This is a genomic window from Candidatus Hydrogenedentota bacterium, from assembly GCA_035416745.1.
Taxonomy (GTDB): Bacteria; Hydrogenedentota; Hydrogenedentia; order Hydrogenedentales; family SLHB01; genus UBA2224.
Map to the genome: position 1 here is coordinate 35,582 of DAOLNV010000010.1, position 16,770 is coordinate 52,351.

The following is a 16,770-nucleotide window of genomic DNA, read 5'->3' on the forward strand; positions in this document are numbered from 1 at the left end:
CACCGGTGGAAATACGGACTGCGGCGACGTACCTCGCCGGCGACGACCCCTCGGCCGCGGGTTCCTCGGTCTGGAAACTGCCACAGCGTTCGCTCCGAATTCTACGAATGGCTGTTTGATGCGGCGCGCATTTTGCCTTCGATTGCCCAAACTGCTACCGTGCCTTGTTCGTTCGAGGCTTCTCCGGGTTGTGAAATGCGGCTCCACTTGAACAGGTGAATCCCATGCAATTCCAGCTTCTCTCGCTCCTTCTTGCGCTGGTGACCCCGTTTTCCGGTGCTGAAACACGATTCGAAGACGACTTCCAGGATGGCCTGAGCCGGTGGAAACCCCATTTCACCGAGGGGGACTGGTCGTGCAGCGGCGGCATACTGGCCACACGCGGCGGGGAGGAATATGCGGGCCGCGCCGCGGACATCCCGCCTTTAAGCGATGTGGTCATGGAGGTTGATGCCCGCTGCGGGGAATCGCCGCGACGCAATTTCGGGCTAGCGCTTCGCGTGAAAGCCGACCACACCCGCGTCGTGATCCGGTACTACGACCGCGACGACGCACTCCAGATCATCTTTTACGAGAAAGATGCGCCCGTCCGCATTGAAAGCGGTAACGGCGGTCTTGGCATTCAGCCGGGCGCATGGTACCGCTTCAAGGCAGCTGCGGTAGATGACCTGGTCCTGGCGAAGTGTTGGCCCGCGGGCGGCGTGGAGCCGGATTGGCAGGTCCGGGCGCAGTACCCAGACACCGAGCCCGGCCTTGTCGCCTTGGCCGCCCACGACGGCACGCATGCGGACTTCTGCTCCGTGCGCGTGGATTGGGGCGAGGGTGTCGATGAGCTTCGGCAACACCTCGAGGCAGAACGGACGGCGTTTCTTGCCCACATGTCTGAGGGCCTCACGCTGGAAATCGAACCCACACCATTGGTATTTCGTGACGATCAAACGCGCCTGGTTCTCCTGCGCACCATGCTTGACGGCAACGTCACGCCGGTCAACGGGATGGTCCATGTTGATTACGAAGGCGCCCCCCGGGAATATGCCGTAAAGACCAGCGATTACGCGGATGACAGATGGCCCCTGCGCGTCGCGGAGCCGGCCGCGCCGGTGCTGCTGCGCGTCGGATTTGACACAGAACCCGGCAAACGTCTTGAAGCTGAATGCCAGCTCGAACCCGCAAAACACTGGACGTTCTACATGACCCCGCACACCCACTACGATATCGGCTATACCGAGCCGCAGCCTGAGGTCATCGAGCGGCTTGCGCGCGAAACCAACGACGCCATACAGTTCTGCGAGGATACGGGGGATTGGCCGGCCGAAAGCCGGTACCGGTGGACCGTGGAGGTGACCAGCCTCGCGGACCACTTCATCAAACAATACCCGCAACAAGTCGACCGCCTTATGAAGCTTGTACACGAGGGCCGGATCGAGATTTGCGGCTTTTATCTCAACATGCCCACGGAGCTCACGGGTCACGAGGAGACCATCCGCTGCCTCTACTACGCTCAGGAGCTGCGCGAACGCTACGGCGTGCGGATCGACACGGTGATGATCGACGACGTGCCGGGGTATACCTGGGCCCTCGCTGACCTGCTTGTGGACGCGGGAATGCCGCGCGCCGCCTTCCGGGCCAATTCGATTCGCGGGCAGTTTCTATGGTACCGGGAAGGGGCTGTACCGCGGCCATTCTATTGGGAAGGCCCGGCAGGGAAACGTCTTTTCACGTGGTACACAGACAGCTATCGCGAAGGGAACTTTTTCCGCGAGCCCGGCCTGTACGAGGACCTCTTCCTCGGCATCATTCGCCAGAACGAAGCCACGGGCACATCTGTGACCGACATCCAGCTTCGGATGGGCGGCGACAATCTCACTCCCGACCTTGATGCGAGCGCGAATGCACGGGCGTGGAACGACAAGTATCTCTGGCCCCGCGTGACGGTCGCCACCAACCGCGAATTCCTCGAGGTCCTCGAAGCGAAGTATGGGGCTCAGGCGCCCGTCGTTCGGGGAGACATCCCCAGCTGGTGGGCCGAAGGTCCCGCCAGCACCGCCGCCGAAACGGGCATGACCCGTCTTGCTCACGACCGTCTCTTGGCCGTCGAAGCGCTGTGGACGCTCGCCACACTGTGGGCGCCCGACACGGCGTATCCACGCGGCCGCATTCGGCAGGCCTATGACTACATGCTTCATTTCGACGAGCACACGTGGGGCGCCAGCGGCAGTATAAGCGACCCGCACGGCGAGGCAACGCGTGTCCAGTGGCAATGGAAAGCAAGCCAGGCGTACCAGGCCGCGGCATTGACCGAAGAACTCGAGAAGGAGGTTCTTGGCCTGCTGGCGGCGCGCATCCCGGCATCCTCGGAGGATCTTGCCGCTGTCTGGAACGCCACAAGCGCGCCCGGGAATGGCCTTGTCGCACTGAAGCGCGCCGACGGATTCCCTGTCTCAGCCGAAACGACACGGATTGTCTCGGCCGAGACTGGCGGGGCGTCCCCGGCACAGTGGGAACCGGAAACCGAGACGCTCTTCTTCGCGGCGTCGAACGTGCCGGCGTACGGATTCTCCGTGTACCGGCTCGAAGCCGGTTCCGCGCCGCAGAGGAAGGACGTTGCGGACGATCATGTTCTCGAAAACGAATCCTATCGCTTGGCCTTCTCGCCGGAAACCGGCGCCTGGGTTTCCTTTCAAGACAAGCGGACAGGGCGCGAATTGCTCGATGCCACAAGCGCATGGCGCGGGAACCAGCCCATCCGGGAAATCCCGGACGGCGGCCGCGAAGCCATCGATAGGAAGCAGCCCGTGGACTTCGAGCGCACGCCCGCGGGACCGTGCCGTTTGGTGGGCCGCCAGTCCGGGCCCGTGTACGACAGTCTCACGTTCGAGACCGCACTGCCGGGGTGCCCACGCATCCGCCAGACCTATCGCCTGTGCGGCGAGGTTCTGGACATCGAGAACATCTTCCAGAAAGAGGAGGTCATCGAGCCGGAAGCCATCTCGCTTGCCTTCCCCTTCGCGATCTCAAGCCCCGCGATTCATGTTGAGGTGGCCGATGCGGTCATGCAACCCAGCGTCGAGCAATTGCCCTATTCCTGCTACGACTTCTACTCCATCCAGCATTGGGCGGTTATAGGAGACAATGAGGTGTCAATACTCTGGTCGCCCATCGACGCGCCGCTCGTGTCTTTCAGTGACCTGAACATGTACCGGTGGGCGGACAAGCTGACCTTCGACCGCGGACACGTTTACTCGCTCGTCATGAACAACTGCTGGACCACCAATTTCCGCGCCGGCCAAGACGGTGAAATCCCCTTCCGTTACCGTGTCCAGGTCCTTCCAACAACCATTCGTGCCACGGACGCCTTCGCCCGGTCGCAGCGGGCCTTCAGTCCGCTCCTGCCTTTGAGACCCGCCGGGGCTGAGGCAGTGATGCCCCCGATGACCGGTCAATTCATTGCGCAGACCGAAGGTGAACCGGTGGCCGTGACGTGCATGAAAAGGGCTGAATCCAGCGATGACGTGATCGTGAGGTTACTCGAGTTAGAGGGCCGCGCCGGAGCGCGCAGGCTCCGATTTGATGTGCCCCGGGGACTCCGGTTGCAGGAAGCCTATACCGCCACGCCTACTGAGACGCGCGTTGCTCCGATAGCCGTCCAGGGCGATACGCTTGTAGTGGACGTGCCCGCTCGCGGCGTCGTGACAATCGGCATGGTGCTGGAGCGGAACATCTAAACCCACGAGCGATTGGCGGCGTCGCGCCCGGAGACTCGAATCTCAGCCGCAGCGGCCGGGTACGCGACGGATTGCCATTTGCCCGGACCCGCCTCATGGTATACGCGCAGGTCATCAGGCGCAGCGTCTGCAGGACGCTTGGCGCCTTCCAGGCGCACTGTGACGGCACGCTCCGCTGCATTGCCCCCCACGTAGGCCTCATGGGCGGGATGTTCGGCATCAACGTAGTCAACGTCGTGCAGGGGTTTGCCGTGAATGTCGGCGCCGCGGTCCTGCAAGTCATCGGGCGCCTGATGCATCTGGATCTCGAGCCGGTTGCCGTAACCGTCCACTGTCATGAAGGCCGCCGGATAGCTGGCGGTCCCCGTCGAGGTCACGTGAAGAATCCCATTTACCTCCTTGGCGGCAGAAAGATGCAAGTGGCCTGTCAACACCGCGGCTACGGTGTCACGGTGTGATTCGACGATCTCGGCCATTCGGGGGTCTACCACGTGCCAGCTTGGCCACATGAAGCTCTTCTTCAAGACTTCTTCCTCGCGCATTGCGATCAACGGCACGTGGCTCACGAGGACGGCGGGCATGCCGCCCAGCCGTTCGAACGCACGCTCAACGAAGGCGTTTCGCGCCGCGGTTACGCTGTCGGGTGAACGGTGCCCGCCACTGGTGTCGACCACTATGAACCCTATGCCGCCAACCGTAAAGACGTAATTGCGCCAACCGTTCCCGAAGCACAGGTCATACGCCTGGTAAGTCTCGGACTGACCCTCGCCTTGCCCGTTCTCGTGGTTGCCCACACAGGGGAGAAAGGGAACGCTCAAACACGCCAGCACGTTCTCCCTGAGCCACTGGAAATCCCGGCTCATGTCGGAAATCTCGCCATCAACTATGTCCCCTGCCGACAGCACGAAGTCCGGCGCCTCCATTTTCCCGGAACCCTGAGCGCAGGATACCAGCCATGCCGCCTTGTCATTGGCGCGCGGGTAGCCGGGCGGGCGGCCCGACACGAGCGGGTCGCGCACATGAACATCGTTCCACACCATGAAGCGGAAACGCCTGCCCGAGGTCTCGGCGCGAGCATGCCAGGGGGATAGACCGGCCAAGGCGCACGCTCCCGCCAAGAGAAAGGTCCGCCGCGCGATGGTATGCATCTCAATCTCCATTCCCGGGCTCTCTTCTCAAACACTACTTATCAGGCCACAGAGCGTTCACGGCAGCCACGGTCTCATCAACCAGCACTTGGCCGCCTTCGGGCCCCACCTCGTTGCTCTGCACGATCGCGCTGTAGCCGCCGCCCGCCGCGGCGAACGGCGTGGGCACATACGTGCCCGGCCCGGCAAGCTCGATAACGAAGGTGTGCAATGCCTTGCTCTTCGCTTTCATCTGGATGCCATACTGGGTGTAAAGTTCGAAATCATTGGTGGCAATCGCCACATCGCCCAGGCGAAGAAGATGAAGATCCATGATATAGGGCGGAACGGGGCCCGCTTGCTGGCGTTCGTAGCGCTTCACCGCTTCCTGGTGCCAGGCGATACGTCTGAAGTCCTTGGGGTCGGTGGAACACGCCGCAATCTCCGCTTGAATGCTCTTGAATTCCTCTTCGGTAACCAGACGCCGTGGCAGTTCGATAGATTTCACGACGTGAACCAGCGGCAGCTCGGCGAACTTCTCCTTTTGCGCGCCCTCGTAAGCCTCCTCCCACGCGCGAATGATGCGCCGGGCAATTTCGTCGAGCCGGCTTAGACCGCGCAGTTCGCGCATGCGGTCCTCGGCGGCCTGCCGGTAGCGGATATGGGGCGACTGGTCTCCCGCCGCGCCGATCCATCCGAGAACGACCAAGCCGTCGCCATACTTCGCTTTGAGGCCTTGGCGGACGGGATGCCAGAAGTCGGCGTTGACGACACTGAGGCCCTCCACCTCCTGGGCGGTGCAAGCGAGGTTTACAGCCGTCGCGAGCAGGCTGTCGTCTTCGCCCCAGAAAAAGAGCACTTCGACCGCGTGGTCTTCAGGACCTTCAATGCCGCGGAACTCGTTGACGGTGATGTTGCCGTACATCTGCCCGTGGCCATCCGCGAAAAAGGAGCGGCGGTTGTAGCCGATTACGGCATCGCCCATGCCCCATCCGGCCTTGGAGGGCTTGCGCGCCTTCCATGCGGCCTCAGCGGCATCGGCTATGCGAACAGCGAAGAACTCGAGGAACTCGGCGGGCCGCATTACGTCCGCGTCCGGAATGATATAGACACCCTCCATAAGCACCGGCGCCGTGTGGGTATGGGTGGCGCTGATGACCAGCTTGGTGACATCGAAATCCGGGATACGCGGGCCAAGGAGTTCGATGGCGCGCGCGCGCACGGGTTCCGGTATGTAGGCCACGTCACAGGCGACGAAGATGGCTTGGTCCAGAGCCTTCTCCTCTTCGCGCGATTCCATGGCCAACGCGTTGGCCTGCAATTCGCTTTGGACCTCGCGCGCAATGCGCGTAGACATCTGCCCGCACAACGCTACCGGTTTGTCGGGGGTTATGCTGACGGCCGCCGCCCCCACGTGCAGGGTAGCTGCCAGCGCCGGAACCGCCGCGAATAAGGCCGACAATCCCAAAGCCGAGCACTTGGTCAACATGCTGTGGTTTCTCATGCTGGTATCTCCATCTGTTCCGCGCCGCCTGTACTCCCATACGCTATACGATCGCCGCATGTCCCCGCAATCAGCATTCAGATCGTCGAAAACCCAGCGCAGGGAGAAGCAGTACGAAGGACAGCGACGGGCCTCATGGAGCGGACAACGCATAATCGCCGCAGTCTCTAGATGGCGTCCCCTACCATGCGGTCGGCCTTGATTTTCATGAGCCGGCTGGTGGTGGAACGCTCTATTTCATCGAGCTTGCTCTTGATGTACTTGATGCTCTCAGCCATGTTAGGGATAAGGGTATGCTCGAGGGCGTTCACACGGCGGCGGGTTTTTTCGATCTCCTCGCTTAACAGGCGAACGGTTTGCTCGAGCTCGCTCATGCGCAACAACTCGGGTATGAACTTCTTGAGACTGTCGATGGCGCTGTCGAGTTCGGGCGAAGTATGAATCAGCGAATACCCGCCAAGGGTTTCGCCGAATGTAGCTTCGATATGAGGTATTGCCACGCCCATCACGCGGCGAACCTGTTCCTCGATGATCAGGTCCTGGCGGGTCAAGTCCAGGGCATCTTCGATGAAAGCGCGGGAGGACGTCGCTTCGGCCAGCACAAAATGCTTCAACACGCGCGGAAGCTGTTCGTCGACGGCGAGCCGGCACTCTTTGTAAGACTTCGCAATTTCGCCGAAGTCTTTCATAAGGCCGTCAAGCTTATCTTTGAGCAGCTTATGTCCGCGCCTCGCGACTGCGAGCCGCCTGCGCAAACGCAGCATTTCCATGCGCGTTGGGTTCACGTTAAGACGCATGGCTTTGCGAAACCTCCTTCTTCGAGCCGCGCCGGTCCAAAGCTCATTTCGGGTAATACTTCTCGATGAACGCGTCGCGAACGCGCTTCAACGACTCGCGCGGCAGCATACCCAGCAGACGCCATCCCAAGGTGAGGCTTTCCTCGATCGGGCGATCTTCATCTTCTCCCTGGCGGATGAACTGGTCTTCAAAGGCATCCGCGAACTTTACAAAGAGAAGGTCCTCTTCGCTGAGGGCGGATTCGCCGAGCACGATCGCAAGTTCCTTGGCATTCTTGCCGCGGGCGTACGCCGAGTACAGCTGATTCATGACGTCCGCATGATCTTCGCGGGTCTTTTCTTTCCCGATGCCTTTGTCTTTGAGGCGGGACAGCGACGGCAGCACGTCGACGGGCGGATAGATGCCCTGCGCGTGAATCGGCCTGCTCAGGATAATCTGGCCTTCGGTAATATAGCCCGTCAGGTCCGGTATCGGGTGGGTCTTGTCGTCTTCCGGCATGGTCAACACCGGGAACTGGGTGATCGAGCCGGGCTTGCCTTTGATGCGCCCTGCCCGCTCATAAATGGATGACAGGTCGGTGTAGAGGTAGCCCGGGTAGCCGCGGCGCCCCGGGACTTCCTTTCGCGCGGCGGAAATCTCGCGCAGGGCCTCACAGTAATTCGTCAGGTCAGTCAGAATCACGAGCACATGCATGCCCTTGTCGTACGCGAGGTACTCGGCGGTGGTAAGAGCCATGCGCGGAACGGAGATGCGCTCGATGGTGGGGTCGTCCGCCAGGTTCATGAACAGCACCGCGCGCTCGATGGCCCCGGTACGCCGGAAGTCGGCGATGAAGAACTCGGCCTCTTCGAACGTGATGCCCATGGCGGCAAAGATCACGGCAAACCGTTCGCCGGTCTTCCGCACCTTGGCCTGGCGGGCAATCTGCGCGGCCATGCGGGAATGGGGCAACCCCGATGCTGAGAAAATGGGAAGCTTCTGGCCGCGCACCAGGGTATTCAGAAGGTCAATGGTCGAGATCCCGGTTTGAATGAACTCGTTGGGATAGTCGCGGGCATATGGATTCATCGGGCTGCCGTTGACGTTGAGCCACTTCTCGGGGATGATCGGCGGACCACCGTCAATGGGCCGTCCGGCGCCGTCGAAGACGCGTCCAAGCATGTCCGCGGAGACCCCGATTTCCTGACTCTTGGCCAGGAACTTGACGGAGATATCCTGTGGAGATAAACCGCTGGTGCCCTCGAACACCTGCACCACGGCTTTGTCGCCGTTGACCTCGAGGACTTTTCCGCGGCGGAGAGTTTCCTGTCCGGCGGTCTTGATGTCGGTCAGTTCACCATAGGACACGCCTTCTACTCCCTCCACCAGGATGAGCGGTCCAATAATATCTTTCGCTGTTCGATACTCGCGCGTGACCATAGTCGTAACGTGTGCCTTTCTTTCGGGCTCGCGCCGTCCGCGCCGGGCTTAGCGCGGCAACGCCGCCACGGCCTCTGTGATCTTCTCTTTCAGGCGGTCAAACTCCTGTAACTTATCCTCAGCAATCAGCTTTGCCCTGGCGACGTCTTCGAGGACGCCCAGTCCCAATAGGGCATTGAGAGGTACGCCTTGAGCAAGCGCGGGGCGCGTCTCGTCGTAGTAGTGAATGATCAGGTTCAGCAGGCGGAACTGTTTCGGGAGGGAGGTATAGGTATCCCGCTCGTCAAAGGCATTCTGATGCAGGAAATCCTCGCGAATCATCTTGGCCGCCTGCATCAGCAGCCGGTCGTCTACTGGGAGCGCGTCCATTCCGACGAGCCGCACGAGTTCCTCCAGCTCGGCTTCGCGCTGGAGAATGCCCATGGCGCGGCGGCGCGTTTCCTGCCATCCGGAATCGAGGTGCTCGTTGGCATACTGGTCCACGGCTTCCTGATAGAGCGAATAGGAGGTCAGCCAGTTGATGGCAGGGAAATGACGTGCAAAGGCAAGCTTGTCATCCAGCCCCCAGAACACCTTGACCACCCGGAGCGTGGCCTGCACCACCGGTTCCGAGAAGTCGCCTCCGGGGGGCGAAACCGCGCCAATAAGCGATAGAGAGCCGGCTCTGCCATCGGAACCGAGACAGATAATGTTGCCGGACCGCTCGTAAAAACTGGCAATGCGGGATGCAAGATACGCGGGATAACCTTCTTCGCCGGGCATTTCTTCCAGACGGCCGGACATTTCGCGCATGGCTTCAGCCCAGCGGCTGGTCGAGTCAGCCATGAGGGCCACGGAGTAACCCATGTCACGGAAATACTCGGCGATGGTAATCCCGGTGAACACGCTGGCTTCACGCGCGGCTACCGGCATGTTCGAGGTGTTTGCGATGAGCACCGTGCGCTCCATCAAGGGTTCGCCGGACTCGGGGTCCTTGAGTTCGGGGAATTCCATGAGCACGTCGGTCATCTCGTTGCCGCGCTCGCCGCATCCCACGTAAACGATCACCTGGGCGTTAGCCCACTTGGCAAGCTGATGCTGGACCACGGTTTTGCCGCTGCCAAACGGGCCAGGCACACACGCGGTACCACCCTGAGTGATCGGAAAGAACATGTCGATGACCCGCTGGCCGGTGATCATGGGCACGGTCGGCGGGAGCTTCCGTTTGACGGGCCGTCCCTGGCGAACGGGCCAGCGCTGCACCATGGTGACGTCAACCGGACCGTTCGCTGTCTGGACAACGGCCACCCGTGTGTCCACATTGCCGGCTATGGGTCCGATGCGGGTCACTTTGCCCTCTACACCGGGAGGAACCATGATCTTGTGAACGACGAGTTTGCTTTCCTGCACCGTCCCAAGGACGTCGCCGGAGACAACGCTATCCCCCGCCTTGGCAACCGGCTGGAAGGTCCATTGGGTTTCCCGGCTCAACGCAGGGCTTTCCGCGCCGCGAACGATGAAGTCGCCGAACTTGGCGTTGAGCGTGTCGAGCGGCCGCTGGACACCGTCGTAGATCGAGCGGATCAACCCAGGCCCGAGTTCGACGCTGAGAGCCTCTCCCGTTCGGAAAACGGGCTGTCCGGGGCCGATGCCTTCGGTTTCCTCGTAGACTTGGATAGAGCAATCGCCGCCGCGAATCTCAATGATTTCGCCAAAAAGGCGCCTTTCGCCTACCCGGACCATTTCGTACATTCGGGCGCCAGCCAGTCCGCGGGCCACAACGAGAGGCCCGGATACTTTGACCACTTCACCCTGGTTGTTGTTCATGATGTCATTCCTCGTGATACCAAACTCGCCGCACGCAGCGCACGAATACGTTACTCTTTGCCCAACATGTCCACGCCGATGGAGCGCTCGACTACGGCGCGCATGTTCTTGAAGCCCAGATGCTCACTCCCTTCATGAGTCGGGATGGTGGTCAAGATTGCCCGGCTCATTCTACGAAACTGCCGCAATGCGTCCGGCGCCTGCGCGGCAGCAGACTCAGTGACCAGGACGAGCGCGACGCCGGGGTCCCGCGCGAGCCGGTTCAGCTCGGCGGCCAGCTTTTCGCCGTCGGGCACGTCAACGATCTCGAATCCTGCGCTCTTGAAGCCAAGCACGAGAGATTCTTCTCCAACTACAACCGCTCTAGACATAGGTCTCCCTCACACGGCCCTTGAGCACATCCGGATCAATATGGTTGAGCTTGCCGCTGATCACCAGTTTCATGTTGAACGCTTCAACCCACACGCCCCAGAGAAAACCCGCCACTCGCTCCGGACCAGCCGTCTGCAGTTTCGTAAGGCGTGCCATCTGGGTCAGATAGTTCGAAGCAAGATGCTCGAAACGGCAGATCCGCTCTTCCTCCGGGCTCTCAGACGCTTCCCGATACACGTCGCCGATGCGCCCGGGAATAATGCTTCCCCACGCGTGGGGCTCGCCGGCCTCGATCATATCGGCAAGGATGCCGGTGATGCCGTCAATGGGCAGAAAATACTGCTGCAAATCCTTACGGTTGATTCTCGCACGGAAGGCGCGCCACAGGGCGGAAATCGCCTTGTTGAGCACGCGTTCCGTCGCCCATGACAGGACCATGGGGGCATCGACCCCGCGAGCAAGCGCCAGATAGTGACGCAGGTATGCCGCGTCCAGCACGAGGTCCACCACCGCCGGGTCCTGGGTGTCCGCGCCCAACGCGGTGAGTTGCGCAATCGCGGGACGGATAACGTCCGGTAACAGATTCGCAGCCCCCGATGCCACCTCGAGCAAACGGGCCTCCGAAAACACCCGGGGCGTAAACGGGAACGACGACATGCGCAGAACGGCCCGTTTCAGATTGAGGTAGTCCTCGGACAGCGCGAACATGTCGGCAAGAACAGGAGCCGGGCAGTCCCGGCGCAGAGAGGCTATCAGCTCATCGACGTACACGTCGATGATGGTGCTCCAATCCTCCCAGGTGATCGCCCCGGGGAACATGTGTTCGCGCAGCGAGGTATCCTGCAAGCGGTGAAACAGTTCCTCGACCCGTTCCAATCCGGCAAGGGAAAGGTAGTAATCGTAAGGCATCAGTTGGCCGGTCAGCACGCTGATGCGGCCGCATGCGAATCCCCACCTGCTCTGGCCTTTTGTGAGCGCAATCACGAACCCACTCCGCTCCACTCTGATTGTTCGAGTATTTGGGCAGCCAGATGCGGCGCCAGCTCGTGCTCGAGGTCCTGCAGCAGCGTGCTCAATCTTTGATCTACCTCATACGCGTCACTGACAAAGATGAACCCGCCCCGCTCCGGAAGCGGCGCCGTTTCGTCAAGCGATACCCAGTCCTTTCCGCCGTGCGCCGCGTTCACCGCATCCAGAAGCGTCTTGAACGAGGCGGCTTCGCCGGGATGAACCCGCACCCGCCCGCTGGAAGCTTCACAGGCCCGCTCCAGGAGCCGCCGCATGACTCCCATGTGCACGTCCTCCGGGAGGTCGAGGATCTGTTTCCGCGCCATGTCGAACACGCGCTTTATGCATAGGCCCTTCTGCGCAAGGAGTTCTTTCCTCCCCGCGCCGATTACCTGCATAAGTTCCCGATGGTGCTGCTCGTCGATGCTGCGGACGGCCGCCTGGTAACGCCTCTCGCACTCCGTTTCGGAGGCCTGGCGTGCGGCGCGCACTTTTTCGCCCACCGCTTTCTCCGCGGCTTTCCGGACGCGCTCGGCCTCAACGCGCGCCGTTTCAAGAACGGCTTGTGTAATCTGCGTAAACGCCATAGTCGAGAACCCTCATCCTGTTCATGTGAAGAACAGCCGGCTGCGAGTGGTTACGAGCCGAACGTCATGCTCGTGAGCCAGTTGATAGTGAGAATGCCGACCAGCAAGGAAACAACCGCGTACGTCTCCACCATGGCAGGCAGAATGATCGAACGGCCGTACTGCTCGGGCCGGCGCGCTACGAGGGCGATACTTGCCGCGGACGCCTCTCCCTGCCAGACCGCGGAAACCATCAGGGCAAATCCCACCCCGAAACCCACGACAAGCATGGCCAGGCCGGCAGCAATCGAAACCTGAGGCGTGCCGCCCGTCAGCTTGAAGCGCATGAATACCATCAGCGCAGTGATAAACCCGTAAAAACCCTGGGTCCCCGGCAGCGCCAGCAGCACGAGAAGACGGCCGAACAAATCCGGCTTCTCGCTCAAGACGCCGGCCATCGCATGAGAGGCAATGCCTATGCCCCGTCCAGACCCGGCGCAACCCAACCCTACGGCAAGCCCCGCGCCCGCAATCGCCAATCCACAGCCAATCTGATTTGCCAGCACGATGTCCATACTCGTTCTCCATTATCGATCTTGGTTTTCCCCGCCACCCTGTCTCGGGTGCCGGCATCATCGGTCGTTTCCTTAGTGCCAACCTATACTGTGACGGTTCTTTCCCAGGCCCTATTCCCTCCGAAGGATAGCGGCATCCGAGTCAAAACCCAGCGGGGCAAACGGCTTCGCGCCGCCTTCGTAGAACCGTCCAAAGAACTCAACCAGAATCAGACGCATCGAATGCACGAACGCGCCCATTACGCTAATGAGGAAATTGAACATATGCACGAGAATCAACACTAAAATGAACGGCACAACGCCCAACGACTCGCGAACCATGCCGGCAATCATGTTGAACGACATGGCCACGATGGACGTCGTAAGCCCAAGAGCCAGAAGACGGCAGTAGGACATCGTGTCGCCGATGAACGCGGTGATGCCGTAGCTTCCCACGATGCCGTACAGGCTCAAGACGCCGGTCAAGAAACGGCCCACAGGGTTGCGCACGTCGCGGCCCTGGGTAAGGATGAGGCCGAGCGCGCCCACGCCAAAAAGTACGAGCCCGAGAGTATTGACCCATGAGGGCAATGTCGCGAACATCCTGCATACCAGCAGAATGAATCCAGGGAGAGCAATCAGCCAGAGGACCCCGTCGTATACGGCGGTCGCTTTGTCACCCTGTTTCACATGGCCATAAACCTTCAGCCCGATGGCGTAAAACTGATTGCATACGCCAATCACGAGTGCCATTACGAGGACCACCACGGGGTTCTCGACGGGGTCCACCAGGGTGGTCATACGGAACACCTTCTCAAGAAGGTTGCCCTCGCCAAGGTACGCTGCCTTGTACAGGTCCCCGAAACAGGAACCAAAGATGAATCCGAAGATAATGGTGGGAATACTGGCCATGAAGAGCAGCTTTCCAAAGTTGTACAGGCCCTCGTAAGCTTTGGTTCGCAACATGATGTATCCGCTGATTACGAGGAGCATCAGGCCGTATCCCACGTCGCCAAAACACATCCCGAAGAAGAGAAAGAACCCAAATATGATGAAGGGCGAGGGATCGAAGGCCGTATACGCCGGAAGCCCGAAAAGGTCCACGAGCATGCGGACGGGACGCACGCTTTTCGGCAGCGAAATGCTTATCGGCACCACCTCATCGGGGGAAGGCTTCGTCAAGACCAGTTCCGCCCTTTCGTGTTCCTTGAGCGCCTCCTTCAATTGCTCGACGTCTTTTTCGCGGACGTAGCCGGTCACAACCTGAACCCAGCGGCCATGGGCACTCTTGAGGCGGGCTGTCGCGAGGTTCTTGCGGCTATCCCAGAATGCCTTGAGAATGAGGATTTGCCTGCGGTGCTGCGCCAATTCCTGAGCGCCGGCCCGGATATCAGCAATCTCCTCCTCAAGGGACGTTCGGTCCAGCCTCAACTCACGAATCCGGTCGCGCACGGTTCCCGGTACCGTCGGCAGGGCAACCTCAGTAAAGCCATGCCGCGAGAGAGCACCCCGGGCAGCGTCCTGGTCTTTCACGGGGAACGCGGCGAGAACGGGAACCGGTTCTTTGGGATTTCCTGAATCGGCCGGCGGCGGGGCGCCTTCACGATAGTAGCGGCCTTCATACAGGCGCTCGACAACGAGGGTTTCAGGGGCCCTGTCATCCGCGCAGACGGCCGCAAGATTGGCAAGGGGCATTTCTCCGAAGAGAACTCGCGTGTAACGCGTTTTTGCGAGGTCCCCCACATGCAGCGGCGAGGACTCGTAGGGGAGCAATTCCTTGAGCAAGTTCTGGATTTCGCCGATGCGCCGTTCAGCATGCCGGTACGCCGCATCAAGATCATGGGCGCGGACGTAGTACCCTTCCAAGTCGAAGTTCTTGCGGACCTCGTCCAATTCCCCAGGCTCTATCACGAGGGGCACCGGGGCAAGGCCAGCCACGAATCCCTTCTTCTCCGGGGCCAGCGTGTCGATCAGCCCGAGCAAAAGATGGATCTTCTGGAGAACCTGGTCTATCTCCTCAGTCGATACCTGGGGACGCTCCAAGTGGTCTCCCGCAGCTTCTTCGTGTTCTTTGACATCGGTCACTTCGACAGTGCCCAGGCCGTAAAGCGTACGAAGAAGTCTCTGCCCATCGCTTATCGGGCAGAGAATCGCCAACTTCATCATGGGATCGATAGCCATGGCTACAACTCGCGAAACCGGTCGACTATTCTCGCGGCCTGCCCAGCGAGAGCGCTGTCCGGGACTTTCTTCACCTTGTCAATCTCCTGCGCAATCGAGACCTGCGCGGCGGCCACTTCCTCCCGATGTTTCTTTTCAGCAGTGCTGCGGTATTCGCTTATGCGCTGCTCGAGCGCGGCAGCGGCTTCCGCCTGGAGGCGCGCGATCCGGGCATGCGCCTCTTGGTCGGCCTTCTTCGCTTCCTTGCGAGCGTCCTCGAGGATACGTTCTGCTTCGCTTTCGAGGGAAAGGACTTTGTCAATAAGCGTTTTCATATCAGCCTTTCAGCCAACACAGTGCTCCACGTCTTCGGCTTTGGCACTTACCCCGTGGGGGATGATACATACCCGCGGCAGAGGATCCAAACATAGCAGCAACTTCTCAAACTGAGCTTAGCACATTTGTTCCGGGGTTTTCACCTTCTTACAGACCTTCGCACACTCGTGCAAAGGTTGCCCGCTTTGTCCTTGGCGGAGACAACCGAATCTCTTGAGCGCGTGTGCAAGAAATGGGCCGCGCAGCATATTCTTGTTCTCGGCCTCGCGCCTCAGTTCGCCACGGCGAGCGTGAACCAGCGGATTACACTCACGCAGTCTTCGTAGCACCAGAATGCCACGAAGATTTCTCCCTGGGGGGTTCGCGTCAGGCAAGGCGCGCCGAATCGCAACACATTGAAGTTCTGCGACATATTGGCCGATGTTCCTGTCAAGCCACAGGCCCCGGCGCCCCACAGCGGAACCTGCTCCTGCGTCACCCACGCGCCATCTTGCAGGTGCGCGAGACATGCCCACAGCCCCGGCATGTCAATGCGCCGGTAGACGCAGAGTATACGCCCGCCGCCGAGCGCCATGGGCGTGAGTGTCTGTCCTTCGAGCCCGGTGGATGCCGGCGGGGTCCAAGTCTTGCCCCCGTCGCAGCTTAAGGCATACTGGTTTGGCCGATCTTCTTTTGCCGCGGCATCGTAAGCCCACGCCATGGCGAGCAGCGTGCCGTCAGGCAACTCAACAATCTTCGACTCCCAGAAGTAAGTCGCGCCGTTTGGATCAACCATTACATTCCAGTAGCCGGGCCAGGTCTTGCCTGCGTCTTCCGAAACCAGCGCGATAGTGCGAATCCCGTTGGGACAGTAGCCGTCCCATGCCTGCCAGGTGGAAGTGGGCAATATCCAGCGTCCATCGCCCAGCACGGTAATCGGGCAGCACAACTCGAACGACGGCCCTTCCAGAGGCGGCTTGAACACGTCCGGTCCCCTCCAGGAGCGGCCATAGTCCGCGGAACGGAACAAACACAGTTCTGTCGGGACAAAACCGAGGGTCTCGGGATTGGTAAGTCCCTCGTCGGGATGCTGGGTCCGGTCATGCCGAACGGTGAACGTAACCAGGTTTCCGCCGCCAAGCGCCGTTACGCGCGAAGCATCGGACACGAGACGGCCTTGAACTCCCGGATAAAGGGGGCCCTCATGCTTCCAGGCCGCCCCGCCGTCGGTGGAGCGGAACACATGGGTGCACATATTCGGCGATTCAAACGCTTCTCCCAACACAGCCGTTGCCAGCATCTCGCCGTTGTCCATGCTGACCACCGAAGGGAAATAAGCGTGGACACTGTGCACGTGCGGGATTGGATTTCGGAAGATCAGGCCAGTCTTCAGGATTTCCATGCCGTGTATCCTCT

General features: G+C 60.7%; 13 protein-coding genes. 1 reads left to right on the forward strand and 12 read right to left on the reverse strand.

The annotated features are described in order from the left end of the window. Positions 1-224: 224 nt before the first annotated feature. Positions 225-3,725 (forward strand): hypothetical protein, encoded by a 3,501-nt coding sequence (locus PLJ71_05655; protein ID HQM48152.1) that lies wholly within the window; start codon positions 225-227, stop codon positions 3,723-3,725. Here PLJ71_05655 and PLJ71_05660 read toward each other — a convergent pair. The 12 genes from PLJ71_05660 to PLJ71_05715 all read right to left on the reverse strand — a co-directional run. Continuing rightward, positions 3,722-4,873, reverse strand: coding sequence for a metallophosphoesterase (locus PLJ71_05660; GenBank protein ID HQM48153.1), 1,152 nt, complete (start codon positions 4,871-4,873; stop codon positions 3,722-3,724). The two genes, PLJ71_05655 and PLJ71_05660, sit on opposite strands and share 4 nt — an antisense overlap. A gap of 34 nt (positions 4,874-4,907) precedes the next feature. After that, a complete protein-coding gene (locus PLJ71_05665; GenBank protein ID HQM48154.1) occupies positions 4,908-6,356 on the reverse strand; it encodes a hypothetical protein in 1,449 nt (482 codons plus the stop codon). Between the two features lie 167 nt (positions 6,357-6,523). Further along, positions 6,524-7,153 (reverse strand): V-type ATP synthase subunit D, encoded by a 630-nt coding sequence (locus tag PLJ71_05670; protein ID HQM48155.1) that lies wholly within the window; start codon positions 7,151-7,153, stop codon positions 6,524-6,526. Positions 7,154-7,196: 43 nt separating this feature from the next. Beyond that, on the reverse strand, positions 7,197-8,573 hold the full coding sequence (locus tag PLJ71_05675; GenBank protein ID HQM48156.1) for a V-type ATP synthase subunit B: 1,377 nt from the start codon (positions 8,571-8,573) through the stop codon (positions 7,197-7,199). A gap of 48 nt (positions 8,574-8,621) precedes the next feature. Continuing rightward, positions 8,622-10,379 (reverse strand): V-type ATP synthase subunit A, encoded by a 1,758-nt coding sequence (locus PLJ71_05680; GenBank protein ID HQM48157.1) that lies wholly within the window; start codon positions 10,377-10,379, stop codon positions 8,622-8,624. A 50-nt stretch (positions 10,380-10,429) separates the two neighbouring features. Continuing rightward, positions 10,430-10,750, reverse strand: coding sequence for a V-type ATP synthase subunit F (locus PLJ71_05685; GenBank protein HQM48158.1), 321 nt, complete (start codon positions 10,748-10,750; stop codon positions 10,430-10,432). Further along, positions 10,743-11,735: a V-type ATPase subunit gene (locus tag PLJ71_05690; protein HQM48159.1), complete on the reverse strand. Its 993-nt coding sequence runs from the start codon at positions 11,733-11,735 to the stop codon at positions 10,743-10,745. The genes PLJ71_05685 and PLJ71_05690 overlap by 8 nt, the downstream gene beginning before the upstream one ends. Next, entirely contained in the window at positions 11,732-12,346 is a 615-nt protein-coding gene (locus PLJ71_05695; protein HQM48160.1) for a V-type ATP synthase subunit E family protein, read from the reverse strand. Before PLJ71_05695 ends, PLJ71_05690 begins: the two co-directional genes overlap by 4 nt. Before the next feature lie 50 nt (positions 12,347-12,396). Next, the gene (locus PLJ71_05700) at positions 12,397-12,900 is read right to left on the reverse strand and encodes a V-type ATP synthase subunit K (GenBank protein HQM48161.1); all 504 of its coding nucleotides are present in this window, start codon (positions 12,898-12,900) and stop codon (positions 12,397-12,399) included. A gap of 111 nt (positions 12,901-13,011) precedes the next feature. Beyond that, on the reverse strand, positions 13,012-15,060 hold the full coding sequence (locus tag PLJ71_05705; GenBank protein HQM48162.1) for a V-type ATPase 116kDa subunit family protein: 2,049 nt from the start codon (positions 15,058-15,060) through the stop codon (positions 13,012-13,014). 2 nt (positions 15,061-15,062) lie between these two features. Next, positions 15,063-15,374, reverse strand: a complete 312-nt coding sequence (locus PLJ71_05710; protein HQM48163.1) for a hypothetical protein — start codon at positions 15,372-15,374, stop codon at positions 15,063-15,065. 272 nt (positions 15,375-15,646) lie between these two features. Next, positions 15,647-16,770: sialidase family protein (locus PLJ71_05715; GenBank protein HQM48164.1), on the reverse strand; the 1,124-nt coding region annotated here is incomplete at its 5' end.